The organism is Streptomyces sp. NPDC111656 (assembly GCF_055656965.1).
Genome location: NZ_JBVKCA010000008.1, coordinates 293,507 through 316,454, shown reverse-complemented (window position 1 = coordinate 316,454; position 22,948 = coordinate 293,507). Strand labels below are relative to the sequence as shown.

The following is a 22,948-nucleotide window of genomic DNA, read 5'->3' as shown; positions in this document are numbered from 1 at the left end:
AGTACGTACTTTGAAGTACGGTACTGACATGGCCGTGAGCACCGGGCAACTGTGTCCCCAGCGCCTGACCCTGGAGCACGTCACCAGCCGGTGGGGCGTCCTCGTCCTGATCCGGCTCCTGGAGCGTTCGCACCGCTTCGCCGAGCTGCGCCGGGCGATCGACTCCACCGACTCCGTCGGCCCGGTGACCGAGAAGATGCTGGCACAGACCCTCCAGAGTCTGGAGCGGGACGGTCTGGTGAACCGCGACGTCAAGCCGGTGATCCCGCCCCACGTCGACTACTCCCTGACGGAGCTGGGCCACGAGGCGGCCGTACAGATCCGCGCGCTGGCACTGTGGACCAACGACCGGATGGACCGGGTGGAGCGGGCGCGGAAGGACTACGACACGGCGAAGGGCCGTGCCTGAACGGCACCCGGCCCCGGGCGGCTGTCAGTGCGGGAGGAGTTGCTGGCCGCCGTCGATGTCGTACGTCGCACCGGTGAGCGCGTCGTTGCACATGATGTGTACGGCGAGAGCGGCGACGTCGGCCGGGCCGACCACCCGTCGGATGGGAAGCGTGGTCCGCAGTTCCTCGCGCCGGGCATCGAGTTGGTCCCCCAACAACGAGGCCGACAGGGGTGTGTCGACGAATCCGGCGGCGATGAGATTGACCCGGACCGGCGCCATCTCGAGCGCCAGATTGGCGACGAGGGCGGGCAGTGCCGCGGTGGCGGCCGACGCGACGGCCATGCCGACACCGGGGCGTCGGCCGCCGGTGCCTCCGATGAACAACAGGGTGCCACCGGCGCGGATCTTGTCACGGCTGTAGAGGGCGACCTCGAGGGCCAGGGCGATGCGCTCGTCGAAGGCGCGGCGGGCGTCGGCGAGGTCCATGCTCTCCAACGGCATGTAGTAGGGGCCTCCGGCTGTGACCAGCACATGGTCGACCGGTCCGGACAGATCCTGGAAGAACCGCTGGAGGCGCTCGGTGTCGGTGGCGTCGAACGCGGCCGTGCCGGCGGGTTCCAGCTCCAGCGCGGCCTGCCGCAGCCGTTCGGGGTTGCGGCCGACCAGGACCAACCGGCCGCCGTCCGCACGTACCTGGCGGGCGGCCTCGAGTCCGATTCCCGCGCTGGCGCCGATGACCACGACCGTCCGGCCGGCGAGGTCGGACCGGCGATGGGTGCCGGGAACACCGGGTGCGGCGGTCATGAGGAGGGGCCGTCGTCGAGAACGGTCGCGGCATGGCCATGGTTGCTGTCTGTCATCCCTGCCTCCGGACATCAGCCTGGTTCTACGGTCGCGGGCACGTGGTGTCAGCGGCCGGGGGCCCGCTTCCTCACCTCCTGGAGCACCCAGCCGTTGCCGTCCGGGTCGCTGAAGGTGGCGTAGGAGCCGTAGTCGGCACGGTCGGGGTGCGGGCCGGGCACCCGTTCCGCCTCCCCGCCCTGGTGGGTGACCCCCTGGTCGCCGTGGCCGTGCTGGAAGATCCCTCCGGCGTCGTGGAACACCTCGCTCATCTCGACGCCTCGGCCGCTGAGCTCCGCGTGGGCCTTCTCGATGTCCGCAACGATGAGGTACAGGCCCCGGACCGAGCCGGGCTCGGCGGAGGTGACCCCCTTGCCGAAGATGACGGCGCATTCGGAGCCGGGCGGCGTGAACTGCACCACCCGGTAGTCGTCATCGGCGGCGTGGTCGGCGTCCATCCGGAATCCCGCCGCCTCGTAGAAAATCCTGGCCCGGTCGACGTCGGAGACGGGCAACACGACGACTTCGAGTTTCAGGTCCATGCGGATGTCCTTCTTCTCGACTCTTCTCGACGCACTCAGGTTCCTGATGAGGCGTCAAGAGTGATGTGGAAGGTGAGGTTCCGTACCGTCTTCCCGGCCGGGACGGTGTGGACATAGCCCCGAGCCGAACTGAAGGCACCCGAACCGCCGGTGACGGCGATGTCGATGGAAGGGGCCGGCGGGAGGTGGAGCAGCGCCTGCGAGGTGATCTGCCCCTGCGGCAGAGCGAAGGTGCCGACGCACTGGAGCTCGTCCGGATCGAGGTGGACATGGACGCAGACCACGCTGTGGTCGCCGATCTTCCGGCCGTCGCGGTACAGGTCCTCTGCGATGACGAGTTCGTCACCCCGGCTGAGCCCCTTCTTGCCCAGGTCGAGGGATTCCGACTGGGTCTGCTTGGCGACCAACTGGAATACCTGCGTGCGCTGTTGGGTGTCCGGTCGGCTGTGCGGGGTCGATGTCGCGGCCGACGCCGGCGGGGCGACGACGAGGGCGGCGGCCAGGCCCGCGACCGCACTCAGACAGCGCTGACTGATCCTGCGCATGGTGGGTCTCCCACAGGGGCGGAGATGTGCCCTTCGTTCCTAACGTACCGGTTCGTACGTCCCGTCGCGCGACGTCGCCCACGGGGTCGCCGACAGCTTCTCCCCCAGCGGGGCGGGCAGCGGGGCGGCGTTCGCTACGTGGCTCGCCAGCCGGGTTCGAGGCGGTCGAGGAGGACGCGGAAGGCCGCGTCGGCCTCGTCCCAGTCCCCGTCGACCACGGGTCCGACGATCAGACCGAAGCACGCGTCGACCAGGAGGACGGCCTCCGCGCGTGCTCGCGCCTCGGGCAGGCCCATGTCGCGGAAGACGGAGGTGAGCAGGCCCGTCCACTCGGCGAGAATGTTGCGCATGACGGGTCCGTACCGGTCGGGACGGAGCAGGCCGCTGATCATGATCTCGAGATAGAGGGGGAGCGCGGCACGCATGTCGGGGTCGGCGAACTGCCGCCAGACCCCCTCCATGAAACGGCGGACCCACGCCGGGTCCCTGGGAGCGTCGTCGGCGCCGAGCAGGCTCCGGGTGCGCAGGAGCGGTCGCCGCTCGTCCAGGGCGAGCGCCTCGGCGACCATGCGTTCCTTGGTGCCGAAGTAGTACAGGAGCATGCGGTCGCTGGTGCCCAGGGCCCGGGCCAGCGGGCGGAGGGACAGGTCCGCCAGGCCATTGCGGATCATGTACTCGCGGACCTGGTCCAGCAGGTCGCGTCGTTTGGCCGGGTCGGGCGGGCGCGGCATGGAGGCTCCCCGTGCGGTCGGAGGTGCGTTGTCCGATTCATTGGTTTTTGCCGAGGTATTTACTGTAGCGCCCGCTACGCGTATATTTGAAATGTAGCGAGCGCTACGCGAATGCGGGGCCCGGCATGCCGGGCCCGGTCACCGGCGCAGCCCCGCCGCCGCGGCAACCACGGCCGCCGACGCTCCAGAAGGGACTGATTCGCCATGGCCTTCCAGGCCATCGGCCTCACCGCGACCCCGCGCAGGGGACTCATCGCCCGGCTGTGCCGCCGCCGACAGGAGGAGTCGGGGCGCAAGGCCGCATTCACCTCGTGGTTCGCCCGGCAACAGGCCCTCTGGTCGCGCACGCTGGCACCCGTACGCCCCTTTGACGCGCCTCGCGGCCGTGCCACCGACTGGGACGCCTCCTGGCCCCTGCCGCGGGAGCTGACCTCGGTCCGCCAGGGCCGGCGCCTGGTGACCGCGCAACTGGGCGAATGGGGTCTGCAGGACCTGGCCGACACGGCCGAGCTCCTGGTCAGCGAACTGGTCACCAACGCCCTGTGCCACACGCGCGGCCCGCTGCGGCTCAACCTGCAGGTGCGCGACTCCCGCCTGCGGTGCGAGGTCGAGGACACCGACCCCACCGGGCCCGTACGGCGTGTCGTCGACGCCGACGCGGAGGGCGGGCGCGGCATCGACCTGCTCGATCTGCTCGCCGAGGCCTGGGGCAGCATCGCTACCGCCACCGGCAAGACCATGTGGTTCCAACTGCCGGCGGAGGCGTCCTCGCCGCAGGAGTCAACCGCCCGCGACTGAGCCGGTGCGCGGCGCCGACCGTCGATCAGGCGGTCGCGACCGGCCGCGCCTCCCTCTTGCGGGCGCGGTAGGCCGCGGCCTTGATCCTGTTGCCGCAGGACTCCATGCCGCACCACTGCCGACGCATGCCTCGCGAGCGGTCGATGTAGATCCGGGTGCACTCCGGGTTGCCGCACTCCTTGAGCAGCGGCACATCCGGTCCGCCCAGCAGCTCGACGGCGAGCCGCGCCACGGTCGACAGCGCTTCTTCCGGGGTCGCCGCCGTCCAGCGGCCCGCCGGGGTGAGCTGCGGTGTCGCCGCGGCGTTCCGGGCTGCGGCGTTCAGCACGGCCAGGGCCTCGTCGTCGTACGCGTCGCCCAGCCGGCGGGCGGTGACCAGCGCGTAGACGGCCTCCCGCACCGCCGTCGCCCGCCCGACGTCGGAGTCCTGGCTCCCGGAGACGGAGTCGACCACTCCGGACTCCAGGTACCAGGCGTCGAGGCGGTCCGGCGAGGCGAGCATCTCGAACCGCAGCGAGCGGCGAGCGCGGAGTGTCGCGGCGAAGTCGAGCGCCGGGTTCCCGCAGACGAAGGCGTGATCCAGATTCACAGTCACCATCTTGACAGGTGATGCGCGAGGCCGGAACATCTGGGCATCATCACCAGTTGAGTAGGTGACCGGTCGATGTCGCCGACCGGGGTGCACCTACCGAAGCGAGGTACGCGAGATGACACAGACGGAGCGGACGAAGACGGCCCCCGACGCCGCGGAGGCGGCACGCCGTGCGCGGTTCGGCACGCTGCCGGAGCGCGTGCGGGCCGAGGACACGGTCGAGGAACGGCCCGCCACGGTGCCCGACCCGGCCCGAGACGCGTACAACGCGGACGAGTGGCTCGTCCGTTACTGCCTGTGAACAGAGAGGAGTCCGCGATGACGACGAGAACACCACAGGTCCTCAGAGCCCTGACAGCGATCGTGGGGGTGCTCGTGATCGGCTTCGGCTGTTTCACGCAGGTCTTCTGACAGCGTTTCCGACAGCGCAAGGTTTCCCCACGCCCTCCCGCGCGCCGCGTGTCCGGTGATCCGTTACGCTGACCGCCGCTGACCTCAGGGGGAGACATGTTCGGCAGGCGGCTGCTGGTGGCCGGAGCGACCGCGGTGCTCATAGCCGGGCTGGGCGCGTGCGGCGGTGGGGGCGGGGGCGACACACGCGGCGTGGACCAGGGAGCCGTGACCGATGCCGGTCAGAGCGGTGCGGGCACCGTCCAGCAGCCCTCGCCGAGCCCGGACACCGTCTCCGGACTCAAGGACTCGGTCCACCACCTCGCCGCGAAGACCACCAGGGCCACCCGCCCGCACCTGGTCAAGAAGTGCACGTCCGCCACCAGGCAGGTCAGACACACACAGCGCACGGGCACGGGCACGCACAGGACGACCCGCACCTGGTACACCACGGAGCGGTACCAGAGCTGCAAGAAGGTCCGCGCGGGCACCGAGACGTACACACGAACCGTTCGGCCGCAGCGGTGGTGCGTGAGACTCGACGACGTCGACGGCGACACCGCCAGGGACGACGTCTGGTACCAGGTCACCCAGGCCACCTACGCCGAAGCCCGCGGCGCGGACGAGCACGCCCGCATGGACTTCACCCCGAGCGGGACCGGCTGCTGATCATCCGCTGAAGCGGATGACACCCGGGCCGTGATCCCGGGCCTTGATCCACACCCGCCCCCACCCCGCCGGACAACCCGGTTTCAGGGCGGTTTCGCCATGTTCTGAACAGTTAACTGTAAAGAACCTTGACAGACAATTGGTCTAGTCCAACCATGGTCCCTGTTCGCCCTTGGTCATGGAGAGCTCTCCGGCGTGTGCCGACCGGTGGACATCGCACGAACCTTTCCGGATTCCCGCTGTCCCACCTCCTCTTCCTTCACCATGGGAGCGTCAATGAGACGATCTGGGCCACTTCGCGCGCTGCTGTCCGGCGCCACCGCGACCGGTCTCGCAGCCGGGCTGGTCGCGCTCGGCGGAGGCGGCGCGCTCGCCGCGGAGCGGGCACCCGCGCATGCCGCGCGGCACATGCCCGCGCATGTGGTGGCGCCGTACTTCGAGGCGTGGACGGGCGAGAGCCCCGCCGCGCTCGCCGCCGAGTCGGGCAACAAGTACCTCACGATGGCCTTTCTCCAGACGGCCGCGGCGGGCTCGTGCACCGCGTACTGGAACGGCGCCTCCACCCAGCCGATCGCCAAGGCCACCTTCGGCAGGGACATCGCCGCGATCCAGGCGCGCGGCGGCAACGTCATCCCGTCCTTCGGCGGTTACAGCGCCGACACCACCGGCACCGAACTGGCCGACAGCTGCACCGACGTCGACGCCATCGCCTCGGTCTACGAAAGCCTCGTCAAGACCTACGGCGTCACCCGGATCGACCTCGACATCGAGGCCGACTCCATCAACAACACCGCCGGGATCGACCGCCGCAACAAGGCCGTCGCCAAGGTGGAGCGCTGGGCCGAACGGACCGGCCGCAGCGTGCAGTTCTCCTACACCCTGCCGACCACCGCCACGGGCCTCGCACCCAACGGCGTGGCGCTGCTGCGAAACGCCGTCGACAACGGCGCGCGCGTGAACGTCGTCAACATCATGACGTTCGACTACTGGGACGGCGCCACCCACGACATGGCGGCCGACACCAAGACCGCCGCGTCCGGGCTGCACGACCAACTCGCCGCGCTCCACCCGAAGAAGAACCCGGCGAAGCTCTGGCACATGATCGGCGTCACCGAGATGCCCGGCATCGACGACTACGGCCCGGAGGAGACCTTCACCCCGCAGGACGCGGTGAAGGTGGAGAACTGGGCGGTCGCCAAGGGCATCGACACGCTCTCCTTCTGGGCCCTCCAGCGCGACAACGGCGGCTGCGTGGGCACGGCCGGCGCCAACTCCTGCTCCGGCATCGCCCAGGACACCTGGACCTTCAGCCACATCTTCGAGCCGTTCGCGCGGGGCATCCGCGTGGGCTGACGGGGCCGGTGGGCCGTGGGGCGTGACGACTCCGTCACGCCCCACGGCATCGGTCGCACAGGGCACCGACGGGGAGGCCTCGCTCCGCCACGCCGTGCGCGCATCACCCCATCCGGGTCGTACGCCGCGCTCGAATGGCGGGATGATGGTCGGCATGCGCATCCGTATCGACGCCGTCGACCTGCCCGGCCGCAGCTGTCCGGCCCCCGTCGGCAGCGGCGCGCCGACGTACGACAACATCCACGTGGCCGTACAACGCCGGGACCGTCCGGCCGAACTCCTCGAACCGCAGCCCGGCGACGCCGCGTCCGCGAGCTGGACCCTGGAGTGCACCGCGCTCGCCTCGCCGACCGGCACGGACGTCAAAGGGCCCTACGTGCAGGACCGTCTGGGCCGCCGGTTCATCTACCTGTCGTGGGGCACGGTCGACGACTCGGGCGTCTTCAGCATGTTCCGGCGCGCCAAGCTCCTGCTCGACGTCGTCCCCGCCGAGGTGCTCGCCGCCGCCGCGCGTGAGGGCCTGCTGGTCGGACGCCTCGGCCTGACCGACGCCCACGGCAACCCCCTGTGCGCGCGGGTCGAACCCCCGCACATCACATGGACCGCCGAGACATGGACCGCCGAGTCCGCCTCGTAGACACCCAGGGTGCGGACGTCGGCCAACCAGGCCGGAGAGCAGGCCTGTTGAGGACCCTCAGCGGGTCGCGGTGCCCTGGTCGACCGGGCGGGCCGACGCGGCCTCGGGCGCGCTCTCGGACCGGGGCGCGGCGGAGGGCACGGTGGAGGGTGCGGTGCCGTCGTGCTTCATGGCGCCGGTCTCGCTCTTGAGGATGCGCATCGACTTGCCCAGCGCGCGGGCGGTGTCGGGCAGCTTCTTCGAGCCGAACAGCACGATGATCACGATCGCCACGATCAGCAGGTGCCAGGGTTCCAGTCCGTTGCGGAGCATCCCGCCCACCTCTCCCCTTAACTGTTGCTACGTTGCGCAACTTTACAACCATCGGGCGGGGCCGAGCGTCCCCTACGTATGAGTCGGACGGATGAGAGCACCCATGTGACGACCAGCGACCAGGCGCGGCCGCCGCGCCGCAGACGGGGCCCTCTGCGGATCGCCCTCGTCGTGGCCCTGTCCGTGCTCCTGCTCGGCACGGCCGGACTCGGCTGGATCTATCTGAAGCTGAACGGCAACATCGACACCTTCGGCGCCGACGGTCTCTCCAAGGACCGGCCGGCCGGTTCGACGAAGGGCGAGAACGTCCTCGTCATCGGCTCGGACGCGCGCACGGACGGAAACAGCGCGCTGGGCGGCGGCGACAAGGGCGACATCGGCCGCTCCGACACCGCGTTCCTGCTGCACGTCTACGCCGACCACCGGCACGCCGTCGCCGTCTCGATCCCCCGCGACACACTGGTCACCCTCCCCCCGTGCAAGCTCCCGGACGGGAAGTGGACCAGGACGCGGCCGAACACGATGTTCAACGAGGCGTACTCCGTGGGGCAGACGGCCAAGGGCAACCCGGCCTGCACCCAGAACACGGTCGAGAAGCTGACCGGCCTGCGCGTCGACCACACCGTCGTCATCGACTTCAAGGGCTTCGCGGCACTGACGCGGGTCGTCGGCGGGGTGAAGGTGTGCCTCCCGCAGGACGTGTACGAGAAGGACCTCAACCCCAACCGCGCCACCCGGGGCGGGCTGCTCTTCAGGAAGGGCGAGCAGAACCTCTCCGGGCAGCGGGCGCTGGACTACGTCCGTATCCGGCACGGCATCGGCGACGGCTCCGACATCGGCCGCATCAAACGCCAACAGGCCTTCGTCGCCAGCCTGGTGAAGAAGGTGAAGAGCGACGGGCTCACCGCCACCGGACTGCTGCCGCTCGCCGACGCCGCGACGAAATCGCTGACCGTCGACCCGGGGCTGGGCACGGCGAAGCGGCTGATCTCGTTCGCGATGTCCCTGAAGAACATCGACCTCCACGACACCAAGTTCGCCACCATCCCCTGGCGCTACCAGGGGGAGCGGGTCGCGATCGTCCAGCCGGACGCCGATCAGCTGTGGGCCGCGCTCAAGGCCGACCGCACCCTCGACGGCACCGACGCCGGTGGCAAGAAGGGCGAGCAGGGCGGGCAGACCGCCACCGCGGCCACCTCGCCCGGCACCGCCGCGGAGGTCTCGGGGGACGGTATCGACGTCGCCGTCTACAACGGCACCACCACGCGCGGCCTGGCCTCGCGCGCCGCGACGGCCCTCACCGAGCACGGCTTCACGGTCACCCGTACCGCGAACGCGGTCGACCGGGACCGCGCCGACACGGTGATCGAGTACGGCGCGGGCCTGCGGGCCCGGGCCCAGACGGTCGCCCGGCTCTTTCCCGGCGCCGAACTGAACTCGGTGCCGGGCGCGGGCGTCGACGTCGTCCTGGGCCGGACCTACGCCGCCAAGGGCAGCACGTCGGCGCCGGCCGCACGCGCGTCCACGCCCACCGCCCTCCCCACTTCGGTGGCGCGTGACGCGCGCTCCGCCGACGACGACGTGTGCTCCAACCTGTCCTACGGATAGACCGCGTCCGCCGGAGACGGAGTGGTCTCGGACGAAGGGGTGGCGGACGAAGGATTGACGGGTGAAGGGGTGGCGAGGGAAGGAGTGGCGGGGGAAGGAGTGGCGGGGGAAGGAGTGGCACGCGGAGGGGCGACGTGCGAAGGGGTGACGTGCGAAGGGGTGGCCTGCGGGGTGTTGGCCGCCCGCACGATGACGTAGAGGGCCAGGGCGAGGACCAGCAGAGTGAGCCACCGCCACCGCGTCCAGGATGCGGCCATGTCCCGCCTTCTCTCTTCCGCCCGTTCACCGGTGCGCCGAGGCGATTCGCTGGAGGGAAGAGTAAGCCCGCGTCACCCTCCGGCGTGGATGCGCTCGCCGCGCGCCCCTTGATCACTGTGCGAGATCCCGCCGTCGTACTCCGAGCGACGGCGTTCGTAGCGTGACCGTGCGGCCACCAGCCCCACCGCGTACAGGCCGAGGACCGCGGCGAGCAGCAGGTAGTAGAGGGCGGGCAGTGCGGTCATGCCCAGCGGCGGGCCGAGCGGGGAGAGCGGCAGCGCGAGGCCGGCGGCGGTGAGGGCGGCCGCGCCCCAGCCGACGGGACCCGGTTTCCGCCGGCCCTCGATTCCCCGGCGGCCGAGCCGCAGCAGGAGCATCACCAGGGCCTGGGTGAGCAGGTTCTCGGTGAACCAGCCGGAGTGGAACACGGACTCGTCGTTCGCCGTCCCGGGCCCGTGCGCGGCGAGCGCGAGGACGCCGAAGGTCGCGAGGTCGGCGACGGCGTTCAGCAGGCCGAAGCCGGTGATGAAGCCCAGCAGGTCGCGCGAGCGCAGCACGGTGGGGCGCTTCAGGGTGCCCGGCGCGGGGCGGTCGTAGGCGAAGGCGAGCTGGACCGCGTCGAAGCACATGTTCTGCACGAGGACCTGCGTCGGCAGCATCGGCAGGAAGGGCAGCAGGATGCCCGCCGCGAGCATCGCGATCACGTTGCCGAGGTTGGAGGAGAGGGTGACCCGCAGATAGGTGCCGATGTTGCCGCTGGAGTAGCGGCCCGCGGTGATCGCGTGCGAGATCGCGGTGAGGTCCTTGTCGGCCAGCACCACGTCGGCGCTCTCCCGGGCCAGGTCCGTGGCGTCGCGCGGGCAGATCCCGACATCCGCGGCGTGCAGCGCGGGCAGGTCGTTGACGCCGTCGCCGAGGTAGCCGGTGGCGTGTCCGCGTGCGCGCAGTGCGACGGTGATACGCGCCTTGTGCTCGGGCGTGCAGCGGGCGAAGACGGTGGTGCGGTCGGCGAGTTCGCCGAGTTCGGTGTCCGTGAGACCGTCGAGGTCGGCGGCGGTGCGTACCTCCCCGGGGTCGAGGCCCAGGTCGCGGCAGGCGCGGGCGGCCGTGCCCGGGTGGTCCCCGGTCAGCACCCGTACGGCGACGCCCCGGTCGGCGAGCACCCGCAGCGCGTCGGCCGCGCTCGGCACCAGCGCGTCCCGCAGCGTGACGAACCCCTCGAAGGTCAGGTCGCGTTCGTCGGCCGGGGTGTAGTCGCGGTGGCGGGCGGGGCGTACGGCGGTGGCGACCGCCAGGACGCGCAGCCCGTCGTCCGTCAGCCGGTGGGCGCGGGCGAGCAGCCGTGTGCGCTCCCGCGGATCCAGCGCACAGCGCTCCAGTACGGCTTCGGCGGCACCCTTGACCAGGAGGGTGTGGGAGCCGAGGGTGCCGGGGGTGCGTACGACGGCGGTGGTGAGGCGGCGTACGGGATCGAAGGGCAACGCCGCGATCCCGTCGTACGCCATCAGGTCGTCCTCGTCGGCCGTGTGCAGGAGCGCCTCGTCGAGGGCGTCGGGTGCGGGCAGGTCGGCGAGTTGCAGGGTCCACCAGGCGGCCGCGGCCGCCCGGCGCAGTACCTCGGGCGCGTCCTTGCCGTCCGCGTCCAGCGCGCGGTCGACGACCGGCCGGTCCTGGGTGAGGGTGCCGGTCTTGTCCACGCAGAGCACGTCGATGGCGCCGAGGTCGTGGAGCGCGGGCAGCCGCTTCACGATCACCCCGTGCGTACGGGCCAGCAGCGACGCCCCGCGGGCCAGACAGGTCGTGATGATGACCGGCAGCATCTCCGGGGTCATCCCGACCGCCACCGCGACGGCGAACGGCAGGGTCTCCAGGCCCCGCCCGCGCAGGGCCGCGCCCGCCATCAGGACCAGCGGCGGGGTGAGCAGCATGAACCGGATGAGGATCCAGGAGATGCCGTGCACGGACCGGTCGAAGGCGCTCGCCTCCCGCCGCCCCGGGTCCCGGTGGCCCTCGGCGAACCGCGTGTGCGCGCCGGTCGCCACGACCACGGCGGTGCCGCTGCCGGAGGCGACACTGCTGCCCTGGAAGCACAGCTGCGGCTGCTCGAACAGCTCACCCGCCGTGGCGCCCGGCGCGTCGACCGGGTACTTGGCGACCGGCGCCGACTCTCCGGTGAGCGCCGCCTGGTACACGGTCAGCCCGCCGGCCCGCAGCAGCCGTACGTCGGCGGGGACCAGGTCGCCCGGACCGAGCCGGATCACATCCCCCGGCACCAGCTGGTCGACGGGGAGGTCCTGGTCGGTGGGTGTCGCGTGCGCGTCGGTCCTGCGCAGCACGGTGGCGGTACTGGCGACCAGGTCGCGCAGCGCCGCCATCGAACGGTCGGCCCGGTGCTCGCCGGACGACCGCAGCGCACAACTGACCACCACCAGTACGGTGATCACGCTCGCGGTGCCCCAGGAGGCCACGAGCGCCGAGACCAGGCCGAGGCAGAGCAGTACGGCGGTGAACGGATCCCGCAGACTGCGCAGGAACCGCTCGAACCAGGGAACGGGCCGCCGGGCGGGCAGGATGTTCTCCCCGAACCGGGCGAGGCGTGCGTCGGCCTGCGTCTGCGTCAGCCCCCGCGGGCCGCTGTCCAGCCGCCGGAGCAGCTGGAGCGCGGTCGGCTCGCCCGGTTCGGGGAGAACATCCTCCCCACCCGAAGTGTCGTGAAGGACCCGGGGTTTCTCCGCCGCCGGGCCGTCCGCGGGGACGGGGCGCTCGGCGCCCCCTCCCGCCGTCGCGGACGTCTCAGTCACCGATCCCGCGCAGCCTGCGTACGGGTGCCGATGCCTCCTCGGCCCGTGCGGCCAGTTGTCCGACCATCACGCGCACCACGGTCACGACGTCGGGATCGTCGACGTAGTAGACCTGTCGGCGGCCTTCGCGCCGGGAGCGGACGAGGCCCGCGAGCTTCAGCTTCGACAGGTGCTGGCTGACGGCGGGCAGGGCGCCGCCGACGCGCTCCGCGAGGTGGGTCACATCGCTCTCGCCCTGCGCGAGGGCCCACATGATGTGCAGCCGGTGCGAGGAGGCCAGCAGTCCGAACGCGGCGGCCGCGTCCGCCAGCACCTCGGCGGGCGGATCGTCGAAGCCACCGGCGTATGCCGTCACAGTCTCTTCTCCCGTTCCGCCCCGGGCATCCGTGCCCGCGTCCGCGCCGACCCAGTTTAGGCGTCCGGCCCCGGGGCGCCGCCGCCGAGTCGACGGCTCCGGCTCACGGCGCCGAGTCCTTGGTTCCGGTGGCTGCCCGGTAGGCCTGGGTGGGGGTCATGGCGACGCCGTCGAGACTGACGGTCTTGTAGGGGCTGACCTTGGCGCAGGTCTTGGACTGGTCGGCGGTCTCGGCGTGGGCGTCGGCGGTGGCGGTCTTGGTGTCGGCGGGGGCGGGGTAGGCGGTGCCGCTCGTCCAGTCGGTGCCGATGACCAGGGTCAGGCCGGTGCCGGTGGCGTCGCTCTGCTTGAGGTGGGAGGACGGCAGGCCCAGGGCCTTGGCGGCGGTCTGGGCCTCGGCCTTGTGCCCGCTGCCGTAGGTGAGGGTGGTCGTGGACGTGGTGCCGGCGGCGTTGCCGGTGGTGGTGCCGGAACTGAAGCCCTTGTCGAGCAGGGCGGTGGCGACGGCCGAGGCCCGGCCGGTGACGGTGGTGCCGTTCTCCACGGTGACCGCGATCTGCGCGGCGGGGACCGCGGAGGCCGTGGCCGGGGCCTTGGCTGTCGCGGAGGCCGGGGCGGTCTTCTTGCCCGACGCGTTGGTCAGGGACTGGTCGTTCGCGATGGTGGCGAACAGGCTCCGGGCCGTGGCGGCGGGCACGAGCCGGTTGCTGTCACCCGGGTCCGGCGCCGTCTGCATGGTGGTGAAGGTGATGCGCTTCGCCGGGACCTTGTCCACGTCGGCGGCGAGCCCGATCAGCTTCCTGACGCTGCCCAGGCCGGTGTCGACGGTGAGGGCCTTGGTCGCGGCGTCGGCCAGGCGGTAGACGGCGGTGGGGTCGGTGAGGGTGCCGGCGCTCTTGAACTTGCGGATCATCGAGCTGAGAAAGATGTGCTGGGAGTAGGTGCGCCCCAGGTCGCTGCCGTCGCCGAAGCCGTGCCGGGAGCGGACGAACTCCAGGGCCGCGACGCCCTTGAGGGTGTGCGTGCCCTGAGCGAGTTTCAGGTGCGAGTAGGTGTCGTAGACGTCCTTGTCCACGCAGGCCGACACCCCGCCCACCGCGTCGGACATCTTCACCACGCCGGAGAAGTCGAGCTTGACGAAGTGGTCGATGGGGATGCCGGTGAGCCGGTGGACGGTGGCCACCTGACAGGCGGGCCCGTACTGCAGGGCGCTGTTGACCATGCCGGTGTAGCCGTTCGTGGAGACGCCGGTCTCGGTGTCCTTGCAGGCGGGGACGGTGGTCACGGTGTCGCGGGGGATGCTCATCACGGTCGCGTTGGAGCGGTCGGCGGATATGTGCATCACCATCTCCACGTCCGCGTTGGACCCGGACTGCACACCGGTGTGTGAACAGCCGCCGCCGAGCTTGCAGTCGCTCGCGTTGGTACGGCCGTCGCTGCCCACCACCAGGAGGTTGATCGGGGTTCTGCCGAAGGCGTCGGCCTTCTCCTTGCCCGCGCTGTCGCCCGAGCCGTCGGTCAACGGGACGCTGTGGAGATTGCCGTTCAGATGCTCGTAGAACCACCACCCCACCCCCGCGGTGGCCAGGACCAGCACCGACAGCGATATCGCGGCCGTCCGCAGGATCCGCCTGCCCCGGCCCACGGGCCGGGCCCGGCGCCCCGCGCCGACCTTGGGACGCGCACGGGATCCCGTCCGGGAGGGCGCGGAACGGGAGGGCGCGTAACCGGAGGTCGCGTAGTCGGAGGTCGCGGAACCTGAGGTGTGGCGCTGCCGGGGCAGCCCCCGTGCGTGGCTGCGTGTGGCGTTGCCGGCGGGGGCGTCCCCAGGGTCAGTCATGTTCGCACTCCCACGAAACGGTCGGGCCGTTCAGGCATACGTCAGGCGTTGCGGGGACGCCTCACTTGCACGGTTGCGCAATATAACAACCCAGCCCGAGACCCGACGCGGCTCCCACCCACCACCCCTTGAGAGGGCTCCGGACGCGGAGGCGTTCCGACGTCCCCGGTCGCCGGTCGCCACAGCGGTCCCGACTCATGACCGAGATGTGGTGAAGTCGTGGTGAGCGACGGGGCCCGGGCCCGCTATGTTCGGTGCGATCATCCGAGTTCGGAGCTGGCGTGCAGAAGACAGACGAGCGGGCCGTGGGGGCGGACGAACCGTCCACGGAGGCGGACGTGGCCGTCGTGGTCCCCGCGGCGAGGGCGAGTGCCAGAGGTCCCCGGCGCGACTGGCCCCGCCACTGGCCCCTTCTGCTCGGAGCGTGCGCGCTGTCCGGGCCCGCGCTCTACGTCCTCAGCCGGTGGATGGAACAACCGGCCATGCAGGCCTGGCGGACCGTCGCTCTCGCCGTCACCGTGCAGGCGCTGCCGTTCCTGCTGCTCGGCACGGCGCTGTCCGGCGCGATCAACGCGTTCGTGCCGGCCCGGGTGTTCACCCGGCTGCTCCCCCGGCGGCCCGTGCTCGCCGTCCCGGTCGCCGGAGTCGCCGGAGTCGTCCTGCCCGGCTGCGAATGCGCGTCGGTGCCGGTGGCCAACAGCCTGATCGGCCGGGGCGTCACCCCGGCCGCCGCGTTCGCGTTCCTGCTCTCGGCGCCCGCCATCAACCCGGTCGTGCTGACCGCCACCGCCATCGCCTTCCCCGGCCACCCCGAGATGGTGGTGGCCCGGCTGCTCGCCTCGCTCGCCACCGCCGCCGTGATGGGCTGGCTGTGGCTCTTCCTGGGCCGCGACAAGTGGCTCAAGCCTGTCGTACGGCACACCGGGCACCAGCCCGAGCAGAGCCGCCTGCGGGAGTTCCGGCGCGGCTTCCAGCACGACTTCCTGCACGCGGGCGGCTTCCTGGTCCTCGGGGCCATGGCGGCGGCGACGTTCAACGTGGCGGTCCCGCGCACCGTGCTCGACGCGTTCTCCGGCTCTCCCTGGCTGTCGGTGCTGTTCCTGGCCGCGCTCGCCATCCTGCTCGCGGTGTGCTCCGAGGCCGACGCGTTCGTCGCGGCCTCGCTCACCGGCTTCTCGCCCGTCGCCCGGCTGGCGTTCATGGTCGTCGGGCCGATGGTCGACCTGAAACTGATCGCCCTTCAGGCGGGCACCTTCGGCCGGGCCTTCGCGGTCCGTTTCTCCACGGCCACGACGGTCGTCGCGATCCTGTGCAGCGCGCTCATCGGAGGAGTCCTGCTGTGAAACGCCCTCTCCAGGTGACCCTGCTCGTCCTCAGCGGCCTCGGTCTGCTGCACGCCTCGCTCTTCACCGACCTGAGCCTCAGGTTCGTCAAGGAGGGGATGCGTCCGATGCTGGTCGCGTCGGGGGTGCTGCTGCTCGTGCTGGGCGTGGCGGAGGCGTGGTCGCATCGGAAACCGGCCGACGAGGACGGACACGATCACGATCACGAAGATACGGACGCGGAGCGGCATGGGGACGCACACGGCCACGACCACTCCACCGTGCCCCGTATCGCCTGGCTGCTGTTCCTGCCCGCGCTGAGTCTGCTCTTCTACGCCCCGCCGGCCCTCGGCGCGTACACCGCCGCGCGCGAGGCGCCCAAGGCCGTCACGGAGCAGAGGTACTTCGATCCGCTGCCCGCGACCTCGCCCGTCCCGCTGACGCTCACCCAGTTCACCAGCCGGGTGCAGCAGGACCACAAGCGGGACATCGGCGGCCGTAGCGTCCGGATGACCGGTTTCGTCACGCCCGGCAAGGGGGCCGACGGCTGGTACCTGACCAGGATCATCTTCACCTGCTGCGCGGCGGACGCCCAGTCCGTGAAGGTGCGGATCCACGGGGCGGCGGCCCTGCCCGCCGACACCTGGGTGACCGTCACCGGAACGTGGCACCCCGGCGGAAAGCTGGGCACGAGTTCCGCCCCGGCCGCGCTGGACGCCCGTACCGTCAAGAAGGTCGCCAAGCCGGTGAACGCGTACACGGACGCCCTCCCGCTGTTCTAGGCCCTGTCGCTACGCCGGCCGCACCAGGCCCACGTCGTACGCGAAGATCACCGCCTGGACCCGGTCCCGTACGCCGATCTCGGCGAGGACGCGGCTGACGTGGGACTTGACGGTGGACTCGGCGAGGGAGAGGCGGTCGGCGATCTCGGCGTTGCTCCAGCCGGAGGCGATGGCGGTGAGGACCTCGCGTTCGCGGTCGGTGAGGGCGTCGAGCCGGCGCTCCCGCTCGGGGGTGTGCCCCGGGCGTCGCTCGGTGTAGGCGTCGATGAGTTTGCGGGTCGGGCCGGGGGCGATCACGGCGTCCCCGGCGGCCACCGCACGGATTCCGGCGACGAGTTCGTCGGGCAGGGCGTCCTTGAGGAGGAAGCCGCTGGCCCCGGCGCGCAGCGCGGCGTAGGCGTACTCGTCGAGGTCGAAGGTGGTCAGGACGAGGACGCGGGAGCGGCCGCCGGACTCCACGATGCGGCGGGTGGCCTCGATGCCGTCCATGCCGGGCATCCGGACGTCCATCAGGACGACGTCGGGACGCAGTTCGGCGGTCGAACGGACCGAAAGCCGACGGGAGACGGCCGCAGGTCACGCCCGTACGGGACGGAACCGCCGCCCTGTTTCTCAGGAAGTTCCCAGAACCCCGGGTCCGCCGGGGTCCTCTCGGGTCCGCCGGGTCTTACGGACCCGTGACGTGACGGGCGCGGTACTGCCGTGCGCCGCCGTCGCGGTCCTAGCGTTCGGCGTATGCGAGTACTGGTCACCGGCGGTGCCGGGTTCATCGGGTCCCATGTCGTCGAGGCGCTGACCGCGCGGGGGCACGAGGCCGTCGTGTTCGACCTGCGCGACGGCCTGGACGTACGGGACGCCGAGGCGGTCCGCGCGGCGCTGGCGGGCGTGGACGCCGTGTGCCATCAGGCGGCGATGGTGGGGCTGGGGAAGGGGTTCGACGACGCGGTCGAGTACGTGTCGCGCAACGACCTCGGCACGGCGGTGCTGCTCACCGCGATGGCCGACGCGGGGGTGCGCCGCCTCGTGCTCGCCGGGTCGATGGTCGTGTACGGCGAGGGCGCGTACGGGTGTGAGTGGCACGGGCCGGTACGCCCCGGGCCCCGGACCGTCGCCGATCTCGACGCGGGGCGGTTCGAGCCCCGCTGCCCGCGGTGCGGCGAGGAACTGACACCCGGCCTGGTGCGCGAGGACGCTCCGGTCGACCCCCGGAACGTGTACGCGACGACCAAGCTGGCCCAGGAGCATCTGGCGGCGGCCTGGGCCCGGTCGACGGACGGTTCGGCGGTGTCACTGCGCTACCACAACGTGTACGGGCCCAGGATGCCGCGCGACACCCCGTACGCGGGCGTCGCCTCGTTCTTCCGGTCCGCGCTGGCCCGGGGCGAGGCGCCGCGGGTCTTCGAGGACGGCGGGCAGCGAAGGGACTTCGTGCACGTACGGGACGTGGCCGCGGCCAATGTGGCGGCCCTGGAGGCGGGTGCGCCCTCCGGGGCCCTGACCGTCTACAACACCGGGAGCGGCGAACCGCACACGGTCGGCGAGATGGCCCGGGCCCTGGCCACCGCCCACGGCGGCACCGAGCCCGTGGTGACCGGGGAGTACCGCCTCGGCGACGTACGCCACATCACGGCCGACTCCGCACGGCTGCGCGCCGAGCTGGGCTGGAAGCCCGAGACCGGCTTCGCGGAGGGGATGAGGGAGTTCGCGACGGCGAGGCTGCGCGAGGAGTAGCTGCGCGGGGAGCAGGGGAGTGGCGGCCGGGGTCCGCGCCTCACGCCCCCGCCATGGGCAGTGTGACCTCGAAGCGGCAGCCGCCGGGGACGTTGTGGACGGCGGCCCGGCCCTGGTGCGCCTCGACGATGCCCCGGACGATGGCCAGGCCCAGGCCCGCCCCGGCGGGGGGCGTACGGGCATGGGTGCCGCGCCAGCCGGTGTCGAAGACGCGCGGGAGGTCCTCCTCCGGGATGCCGCCGCAGCCGTCGGTGACGGACAGGACGACCCCCGTGTCCGAGCGCTCGGCGGCGATCGCGACCGTGCCGTCGGCCGGGGTCCGACGGATCGCGTTGACCAGGAGATTGCCCAGCACCCGGCTCATCTCCTTGCCGTCCACCTCGACCGGCACCGGCTCGATACGGTCCCCGACCAGGCGTACGCCGTACTCGCGGGCGAGCGGGTCCGCGCCCGCGAGGGCGTCGCCGACGAGGTCGTAGAGGGAGATGCGGGAGGGCGACAGGGCGAGGGTCCCGGCGTGTATGCGGGAGAGTTCGAAGAGGTCGCCGACCATGTCGTTGAGGCGTTCCACCTCGGTGCGGATCTGCCGGAGGTAGCGGTCCGGGTCGACGGCCACCCCGTCCTCCAGCGCCTCCGACATCGCCCGCAGTCCGGCGAGCGGGGTGCGCAGGTCGTGCGAGATCCAGGCGACGAGTTCACGGCGGGAGCTCTCCAGCGCGCGTTCACGGTCGCGGGACTCGGCGAGCTTCGCGCTGGTCGCCTGCAACTCCCGGCTCAGCGCGGCGAGTTCGGCGGTCGCCGCGCCGTCGGGGGCCGCGAAGTCGCCGCCGTCGCCGAAGGAGCGCGCGGCGAGGGTGAGCGCCCTGCTGCGGGCCACCACCCAACGGCCCAGCAACAGCGCCGTCGCCAGGGACACCACCGCCGCCATGGCCACCACGGTCGTGACCACGCCCAGGTCGTGCGAGGACAGGAACATCGCCCAGGCGACGGCCAGCGTCCCCGCGAGCATCGCGGTGACCGCCACGACGGCGACGACGGCGAGGGACACGGTCAGCGACCGCCGCCGGATCAGCCACAGCGTCCCCGCGCCGAGCAGCCCGGCCACGGCGGCGCCGAGGAAGGCGTACAGGGCGATGAGCAGCATGTCGTGCGTGGAGTGCACGGTCTGCATGGCCTGCGTGACCTGCATGGAGCGCATGGAGGTCACGGAGTGCACGGAATGCAAGGAGCGCATGGTCAGACCGCCTCTTCGCGGGGAGTCGGGGCCTCGCGGGGCGTGGGCTCCTCGAAGCGGTAGCCGACCCCCCAGACCGTCTGGATCAGTCGCGGTCTGCCCGGATCCTCCTCGACCTTGCCCCGCAGCCGGCGCACGTGGACCGTGACCGTCGACAGATCGCCGAAGTCCCAGCCCCACACCTCGCGCATCAGGTCCTCGCGGCTGTACGCCCGGCCGGGATTGCGGAGGAAGAACGCGAGCAGGTCGAACTCGCGGATGGTGAGGGCGAGATCCTCGCCGTTCCTGGTGGCGCGGCGGGCGTCGGGGTCGACGGCGAGACCGGCCAGCCGGAGGGGGCGCGTGCCCGCGGTGGGGCGGCTGCGGCGCAGTACCGACTCCACCCTCAGGACCAGTTCGCGGGGGCTGAAGGGCTTGGTGACGTAGTCGTCGGCGCCCACCTCCAGGCCGAGGATCCGGTCGTCCTCGTCTCCGCGCGCGGTGAGCATGATGACCGGCACGGGCCCGTGGCCGCGCATCCTGCGGCACACCTCCAGGCCGTCCATCCCCGGCAGCATCAGGTCCAGCACCACCAGGTCGGGCCAGTGCGCGGCGGCCCGGGCGAGCGCGGCGGGTCCGTCCGCGGCACGGTCCACGACGTACCCGGCGCGGTCGAGGTAGCCGGAGACCACCTCGGCGACGGTGGGGTCGTCGTCGACGACGAGGACGCGGGCGCTCTGCCCGGGCCCGCCCGGGACGGGTCCGGTACCTGCGGATTCGTACGGCTGCTGCATGAATCCAGCGTCCCACCGGCCGCACCCGCGTGCCGCGATCCCGCCGCGACGTCCGTGTTTCGTAAGGACCTGAAGTCCGATATCTCCCTTTCGCGTTCGTAGGGTGAAAGCCGTGACGACCTCTCCCCAACCCGAGCCGGACAAGGCCCCGGACACGGATCCGGCGCCCGTCGACGTGGGCCTCCCCTGTCCGGTCGACGCGGTCCTTCCCTGTCCGGTCGACGTGATCCTCCCCTGTCTGAACGAGGCCGAGGCCCTCCCCTGGGTCCTCGGCCGCGTCCCCGCCGGGTGGCGCGCGCTGGTCGTGGACAACGGCTCCACGGACGGCTCGGCGGAACTGGCCCGCGGCCTCGGCGCGACCGTCGTGCGCGAGACGCGCCGCGGGTTCGGCGCCGCCTGCCACGCCGGCCTGCGAGCCGCCACCGCCGACATCGTGTGCTTCTGCGACTGCGACGCCTCGCTGGACCCGGCCCGGCTCCTGCCCTTCGTCCAAGAGGTGCGGGACGGCGAGGCCGACCTCGTGCTCGGGCGGCGCCGCCCACAGGGCCCGGGCGCCTGGCCCGCGCACGCCCGGGCGGGCAACCTCGCCCTCGCCCGGATGCTCCGCCGCCGCACCGGACTGCGCCTGCACGACCTCGGCCCCCTGCGTGCCGCCCGCCGCGAACCGCTGCTCGCCCTCGGCCTCACCGACCGCCGCAGCGGCTACCCGCTCCAGATGGTCGTGCGCGCCGCCGACGCCGACTGGCGCGTCACCGAGCACGACGTGCCGTATCTGCCGCGCACCGGCGCCTCCAAGGTCACCGGCACCTGGCGCGGCACCTGGCAGGCGGTACGGGACATGCGCCGCGTCCTCGCCGAGCCGCCCGCGCCGTCGCGCCACGCCCACGCCGCCCCCACCCCTTCACTCGCCTCCACGGATTCCCGTTCCCAGGGAGGAACCAGCCAGTGACGACGCTTCTCGTCATCGCCAAGGAACCGCGACCCGGACGGGTCAAGACCCGCCTCACCCCGCCGTTCACGCCCCGGGAGGCGGCGCTGCTCGCCGAGGCGTCCCTCGTGGACACCCTGCGCGCGGTGGCGGCGACCCCGGCACGGCGCCGGGTGCTCGTGCTCGACGGAGCGGTCGGCGACTGGCTGCCGGCCGGCTTCGACGTCGTACCGCAGTGCGCGGGCGGCCTCGACGAACGGCTGGCCGCCGCCTTCGCGGGCTGCGCCGGGCCCGCGCTGCTCATCGGCATGGACACCCCGCAGGTGACGCCCGCGCTCCTCACCGTGGACTTCGCCGGCTGCGACGCGTACTTCGGCCCGGCCGAGGACGGCGGCTTCTGGGCCCTCGGGCTCGCCGCCCCCGATCCGGAGCTTCTGCGGGGCGTGCCGATGTCGACGCCCACGACGGGCGCGGTGCAGCGGGAGCGGCTCGTCGCCGCCGGGCTGCGCGTGTGCGACCTGCCCGGCCTCCGGGACGTCGACACGGCCGCCGACGCGGAGGCGGTCGCCGCCCTCGCGCCGCCCGGCAGCAGCTTCGCCGCCGAGCTCGGACGTCTGCGGACGGCCACCGGACGATGAGCACCGCGCACGGGACGACGACACCACCGGGGGTGCCCGGCCCGCGCCCCTGGTCCGCCGACCCCTACTCGGACGCCCTGGTCACCGGCCGGGGCCCGCTCTTCCTCCGGCGCACCGACGGCTGGCTGCTGCCCCTGGAGGTGGAGCGCTGGTGCGCACGGGCCGACGCGGTGGACCTGACCGTGCTGGGGCGCTGCGAGGGGGCCGTGCTCGACGTGGGCTGCGGGCCGGGACGGCTCGTCGCCGAACTCGCCGCCCGGGGGCGGCCCGCGCTCGGCATCGACGTCAGCGAGGCGGCCGTCGCGCACACCGCCCGGCTCGGCGGACAGGCCCTGCGGCGCTCCGTCTTCGAACCGCTCCCCGGCGAGGGCCGGTGGGACACCGCGCTCCTCCTCGACGGCAATGTCGGCATCGGCGGCGACCCGGCCGCCCTGCTCCGCCGGATGGCCCAACTCCTCACCCCCGGCGGACTGTTGATCGTCGAGACCCTAGCGGACGTGGACGTCGACGAACGGGTCAGCGTCCACATCGTCCGGGTCGCCGACCCCCGGACCACGGCCGGGCCCGCCTTCCCTTGGGCCCGCCTCGGCACCCCGGCGCTGCTCCGGCACGCGGCACGCGCGGGCTGGCGCCGGGAGGGTCAGTGGTCGGCCGGGGGCCGCTCGTTCGTCGCCCTGCGCAACCGCGACGGACGCGACGGCCCGGACGACCGCGATGACCGCGACGACCGGAACAGCCGCAGTACGAGCAGCGCCGCCGAGCCCCCGAACAGCACCGCTGTGATCAACAGCCAGCGGGCCAGGAAGCCGTCGCCCGAGAGCCCGGTGGCCAACCGGTAGTGCTCCGCCATCTGCCCGCTGATCAACGGAAACCACATC

Annotated in this window: 25 protein-coding genes and 1 pseudogene; 13 read left to right on the top strand and 13 right to left on the bottom strand. The window is 72.2% G+C overall.

The window, feature by feature from the left end; translation table 11 throughout:
* Nucleotides 1-28 precede the first annotated feature (28 nt).
* Nucleotides 29-409, top strand: a complete 381-nt coding sequence (locus ACZ7M3_RS25190; protein ID WP_351294783.1) for a winged helix-turn-helix transcriptional regulator — start codon at nt 29-31, stop codon at nt 407-409.
* A gap of 24 nt (nt 410-433) precedes the next feature.
* Here the strand turns inward: ACZ7M3_RS25190 and ACZ7M3_RS25185 are convergent, their stop codons facing one another.
* From ACZ7M3_RS25185 to ACZ7M3_RS25170, 4 genes are all read right to left on the bottom strand, one after another.
* On the bottom strand, nt 434-1,195 hold the full coding sequence (locus ACZ7M3_RS25185) for an SDR family oxidoreductase (protein WP_472065781.1): 762 nt from the start codon (nt 1,193-1,195) through the stop codon (nt 434-436).
* Nucleotides 1,196-1,299: 104 nt separating this feature from the next.
* A complete protein-coding gene (locus ACZ7M3_RS25180; protein ID WP_472065780.1) occupies nt 1,300-1,773 on the bottom strand; it encodes a VOC family protein in 474 nt (157 codons plus the stop codon).
* A gap of 35 nt (nt 1,774-1,808) precedes the next feature.
* A complete protein-coding gene (locus ACZ7M3_RS25175) occupies nt 1,809-2,318 on the bottom strand; it encodes an allene oxide cyclase barrel-like domain-containing protein (RefSeq protein WP_472065779.1) in 510 nt (169 codons plus the stop codon).
* A gap of 134 nt (nt 2,319-2,452) precedes the next feature.
* Nucleotides 2,453-3,049, bottom strand: coding sequence for a TetR/AcrR family transcriptional regulator (locus ACZ7M3_RS25170; protein WP_472065778.1), 597 nt, complete (start codon nt 3,047-3,049; stop codon nt 2,453-2,455).
* Nucleotides 3,050-3,253: 204 nt separating this feature from the next.
* Between ACZ7M3_RS25170 and ACZ7M3_RS25165 the strand changes: the two genes are divergently transcribed.
* Entirely contained in the window at nt 3,254-3,847 is a 594-nt protein-coding gene (locus tag ACZ7M3_RS25165) for an ATP-binding protein (RefSeq protein WP_472065777.1), read from the top strand.
* Nucleotides 3,848-3,872: 25 nt separating this feature from the next.
* Here ACZ7M3_RS25165 and ACZ7M3_RS25160 read toward each other — a convergent pair whose 3' ends face one another.
* Nucleotides 3,873-4,436, bottom strand: coding sequence for a CGNR zinc finger domain-containing protein (locus tag ACZ7M3_RS25160; protein WP_472065930.1), 564 nt, complete (start codon nt 4,434-4,436; stop codon nt 3,873-3,875).
* A gap of 118 nt (nt 4,437-4,554) precedes the next feature.
* On the opposite strand from ACZ7M3_RS25160, the gene ACZ7M3_RS25155 reads away from it, so the two are divergent.
* From ACZ7M3_RS25155 to ACZ7M3_RS25140, 4 genes are all read left to right on the top strand, one after another.
* Nucleotides 4,555-4,740, top strand: coding sequence for a hypothetical protein (locus ACZ7M3_RS25155; protein WP_472065776.1), 186 nt, complete (start codon nt 4,555-4,557; stop codon nt 4,738-4,740).
* Nucleotides 4,741-4,946: 206 nt separating this feature from the next.
* On the top strand, nt 4,947-5,498 hold the full coding sequence (locus tag ACZ7M3_RS25150; RefSeq protein ID WP_472065775.1) for a hypothetical protein: 552 nt from the start codon (nt 4,947-4,949) through the stop codon (nt 5,496-5,498).
* Between the two features lie 276 nt (nt 5,499-5,774).
* Entirely contained in the window at nt 5,775-6,851 is a 1,077-nt protein-coding gene (locus ACZ7M3_RS25145) for a chitinase (RefSeq protein ID WP_472065774.1), read from the top strand.
* Nucleotides 6,852-7,005: 154 nt separating this feature from the next.
* Nucleotides 7,006-7,488, top strand: coding sequence for a DUF5990 family protein (locus ACZ7M3_RS25140; protein ID WP_472065773.1), 483 nt, complete (start codon nt 7,006-7,008; stop codon nt 7,486-7,488).
* A gap of 57 nt (nt 7,489-7,545) precedes the next feature.
* On the opposite strand, the gene tatA is transcribed toward ACZ7M3_RS25140, so the two are convergent.
* Complete coding sequence (tatA, locus tag ACZ7M3_RS25135) at nt 7,546-7,800, bottom strand: Sec-independent protein translocase subunit TatA (RefSeq protein WP_450425737.1); 255 nt, start codon at nt 7,798-7,800, stop codon at nt 7,546-7,548.
* Nucleotides 7,801-7,878: 78 nt separating this feature from the next.
* On the opposite strand from tatA, the gene ACZ7M3_RS25130 reads away from it, so the two are divergent.
* Entirely contained in the window at nt 7,879-9,408 is a 1,530-nt protein-coding gene (locus ACZ7M3_RS25130) for an LCP family protein (RefSeq protein WP_472065772.1), read from the top strand.
* On the opposite strand, the gene ACZ7M3_RS25125 is transcribed toward ACZ7M3_RS25130, so the two are convergent.
* The 4 genes from ACZ7M3_RS25125 to ACZ7M3_RS25110 all read right to left on the bottom strand — a co-directional run bounded on the left by ACZ7M3_RS25125 (nt 9,399) and on the right by ACZ7M3_RS25110 (nt 14,662).
* Entirely contained in the window at nt 9,399-9,665 is a 267-nt protein-coding gene (locus tag ACZ7M3_RS25125) for a hypothetical protein (RefSeq protein WP_472065771.1), read from the bottom strand. The two genes, ACZ7M3_RS25130 and ACZ7M3_RS25125, sit on opposite strands and share 10 nt — an antisense overlap.
* 72 nt (nt 9,666-9,737) lie before the next feature.
* Nucleotides 9,738-12,467: a magnesium-translocating P-type ATPase gene (mgtA, locus tag ACZ7M3_RS25120; RefSeq protein ID WP_472065770.1), complete on the bottom strand. Its 2,730-nt coding sequence runs from the start codon at nt 12,465-12,467 to the stop codon at nt 9,738-9,740.
* Nucleotides 12,460-12,822 carry an ArsR/SmtB family transcription factor gene (locus ACZ7M3_RS25115; protein WP_472065769.1) on the bottom strand — a complete coding sequence of 121 codons (363 nt, stop codon included), beginning with the start codon at nt 12,820-12,822 and terminating at the stop codon, nt 12,460-12,462. Before ACZ7M3_RS25115 ends, mgtA begins: the two co-directional genes overlap by 8 nt.
* A gap of 103 nt (nt 12,823-12,925) precedes the next feature.
* Nucleotides 12,926-14,662 (bottom strand): LCP family protein, encoded by a 1,737-nt coding sequence (locus tag ACZ7M3_RS25110; protein WP_472065768.1) that lies wholly within the window; start codon nt 14,660-14,662, stop codon nt 12,926-12,928.
* Between the two features lie 281 nt (nt 14,663-14,943).
* Here ACZ7M3_RS25110 and ACZ7M3_RS25105 point away from each other — a divergent pair, with 281 nt between their 5' ends.
* Together ACZ7M3_RS25105 and ACZ7M3_RS25100 are read left to right on the top strand one after the other, a co-directional pair.
* Nucleotides 14,944-16,005: a permease gene (locus ACZ7M3_RS25105; RefSeq protein ID WP_472065767.1), complete on the top strand. Its 1,062-nt coding sequence runs from the start codon at nt 14,944-14,946 to the stop codon at nt 16,003-16,005.
* Nucleotides 16,002-16,766 carry a TIGR03943 family putative permease subunit gene (locus tag ACZ7M3_RS25100; RefSeq protein ID WP_472065766.1) on the top strand — a complete coding sequence of 255 codons (765 nt, stop codon included), beginning with the start codon at nt 16,002-16,004 and terminating at the stop codon, nt 16,764-16,766. Before ACZ7M3_RS25105 ends, ACZ7M3_RS25100 begins: the two co-directional genes overlap by 4 nt.
* 9 nt (nt 16,767-16,775) lie before the next feature.
* Here ACZ7M3_RS25100 and ACZ7M3_RS25095 read toward each other — a convergent pair.
* Nucleotides 16,776-17,318, bottom strand: a pseudogene (locus tag ACZ7M3_RS25095) (LuxR C-terminal-related transcriptional regulator); the annotation flags it as partial.
* 183 nt (nt 17,319-17,501) lie between these two features.
* Between ACZ7M3_RS25095 and ACZ7M3_RS25090 the strand changes: the two are divergent.
* The gene (locus ACZ7M3_RS25090; protein ID WP_472065765.1) at nt 17,502-18,497 is read left to right on the top strand and encodes an NAD-dependent epimerase/dehydratase family protein; all 996 of its coding nucleotides are present in this window, start codon (nt 17,502-17,504) and stop codon (nt 18,495-18,497) included.
* Between the two features lie 40 nt (nt 18,498-18,537).
* On the opposite strand, the gene ACZ7M3_RS25085 is transcribed toward ACZ7M3_RS25090, so the two are convergent.
* Both ACZ7M3_RS25085 and ACZ7M3_RS25080 read right to left on the bottom strand, forming a co-directional pair.
* On the bottom strand, nt 18,538-19,668 hold the full coding sequence (locus tag ACZ7M3_RS25085; RefSeq protein WP_472065928.1) for a sensor histidine kinase: 1,131 nt from the start codon (nt 19,666-19,668) through the stop codon (nt 18,538-18,540).
* 65 nt (nt 19,669-19,733) lie between these two features.
* Nucleotides 19,734-20,504: a response regulator transcription factor gene (locus tag ACZ7M3_RS25080; protein WP_472065764.1), complete on the bottom strand. Its 771-nt coding sequence runs from the start codon at nt 20,502-20,504 to the stop codon at nt 19,734-19,736.
* A 175-nt stretch (nt 20,505-20,679) separates the two neighbouring features.
* Between ACZ7M3_RS25080 and ACZ7M3_RS25075 the strand changes: the two genes are divergently transcribed.
* The 3 genes from ACZ7M3_RS25075 to ACZ7M3_RS25065 are packed head-to-tail and all read left to right on the top strand — an operon-like array spanning nt 20,680 to nt 22,909.
* On the top strand, nt 20,680-21,453 hold the full coding sequence (locus ACZ7M3_RS25075) for a glycosyltransferase family 2 protein (RefSeq protein ID WP_472065926.1): 774 nt from the start codon (nt 20,680-20,682) through the stop codon (nt 21,451-21,453).
* Entirely contained in the window at nt 21,450-22,070 is a 621-nt protein-coding gene (locus ACZ7M3_RS25070) for a TIGR04282 family arsenosugar biosynthesis glycosyltransferase (RefSeq protein ID WP_472065763.1), read from the top strand. Before ACZ7M3_RS25075 ends, ACZ7M3_RS25070 begins: the two co-directional genes overlap by 4 nt.
* On the top strand, nt 22,067-22,909 hold the full coding sequence (locus tag ACZ7M3_RS25065) for a class I SAM-dependent methyltransferase (RefSeq protein ID WP_472065762.1): 843 nt from the start codon (nt 22,067-22,069) through the stop codon (nt 22,907-22,909). Before ACZ7M3_RS25070 ends, ACZ7M3_RS25065 begins: the two co-directional genes overlap by 4 nt.
* The last annotated feature ends 39 nt before the right edge of the window (nt 22,910-22,948 follow it).

What these genes read in the sequence shown, in the direction of transcription:
- ACZ7M3_RS25140 (WP_472065773.1), top strand. Translation starts at nt 7,006, where the DNA reads ATGCGCATCCGTATCGACGCCGTCGACCTGCCCGGCCGCAGCTGTCCG.
- ACZ7M3_RS25165 (WP_472065777.1), top strand. Translation starts at nt 3,254, where the DNA reads ATGGCCTTCCAGGCCATCGGCCTCACCGCGACCCCGCGCAGGGGACTC.
- ACZ7M3_RS25155 (WP_472065776.1), top strand. Translation starts at nt 4,555, where the DNA reads ATGACACAGACGGAGCGGACGAAGACGGCCCCCGACGCCGCGGAGGCG.
- ACZ7M3_RS25130 (WP_472065772.1), top strand. Translation starts at nt 7,879, where the DNA reads ATGAGTCGGACGGATGAGAGCACCCATGTGACGACCAGCGACCAGGCG.
- ACZ7M3_RS25180 (WP_472065780.1), bottom strand. Translation starts at nt 1,773, where the DNA reads ATGGACCTGAAACTCGAAGTCGTCGTGTTGCCCGTCTCCGACGTCGAC.
- ACZ7M3_RS25090 (WP_472065765.1), top strand. Translation starts at nt 17,502, where the DNA reads ATGCGAGTACTGGTCACCGGCGGTGCCGGGTTCATCGGGTCCCATGTC.
- ACZ7M3_RS25110 (WP_472065768.1), bottom strand. Translation starts at nt 14,662, where the DNA reads ATGACTGACCCTGGGGACGCCCCCGCCGGCAACGCCACACGCAGCCAC.
- ACZ7M3_RS25080 (WP_472065764.1), bottom strand. Translation starts at nt 20,504, where the DNA reads ATGCAGCAGCCGTACGAATCCGCAGGTACCGGACCCGTCCCGGGCGGG.
- ACZ7M3_RS25170 (WP_472065778.1), bottom strand. Translation starts at nt 3,049, where the DNA reads ATGCCGCGCCCGCCCGACCCGGCCAAACGACGCGACCTGCTGGACCAG.
- ACZ7M3_RS25125 (WP_472065771.1), bottom strand. Translation starts at nt 9,665, where the DNA reads ATGGCCGCATCCTGGACGCGGTGGCGGTGGCTCACTCTGCTGGTCCTC.
- tatA (WP_450425737.1), bottom strand. Translation starts at nt 7,800, where the DNA reads ATGCTCCGCAACGGACTGGAACCCTGGCACCTGCTGATCGTGGCGATC.
- ACZ7M3_RS25175 (WP_472065779.1), bottom strand. Translation starts at nt 2,318, where the DNA reads ATGCGCAGGATCAGTCAGCGCTGTCTGAGTGCGGTCGCGGGCCTGGCC.
- ACZ7M3_RS25065 (WP_472065762.1), top strand. Translation starts at nt 22,067, where the DNA reads ATGAGCACCGCGCACGGGACGACGACACCACCGGGGGTGCCCGGCCCG.
- ACZ7M3_RS25185 (WP_472065781.1), bottom strand. Translation starts at nt 1,195, where the DNA reads ATGACCGCCGCACCCGGTGTTCCCGGCACCCATCGCCGGTCCGACCTC.
- ACZ7M3_RS25145 (WP_472065774.1), top strand. Translation starts at nt 5,775, where the DNA reads ATGAGACGATCTGGGCCACTTCGCGCGCTGCTGTCCGGCGCCACCGCG.
- ACZ7M3_RS25190 (WP_351294783.1), top strand. Translation starts at nt 29, where the DNA reads ATGGCCGTGAGCACCGGGCAACTGTGTCCCCAGCGCCTGACCCTGGAG.
- ACZ7M3_RS25150 (WP_472065775.1), top strand. Translation starts at nt 4,947, where the DNA reads ATGTTCGGCAGGCGGCTGCTGGTGGCCGGAGCGACCGCGGTGCTCATA.
- ACZ7M3_RS25085 (WP_472065928.1), bottom strand. Translation starts at nt 19,668, where the DNA reads ATGCAGACCGTGCACTCCACGCACGACATGCTGCTCATCGCCCTGTAC.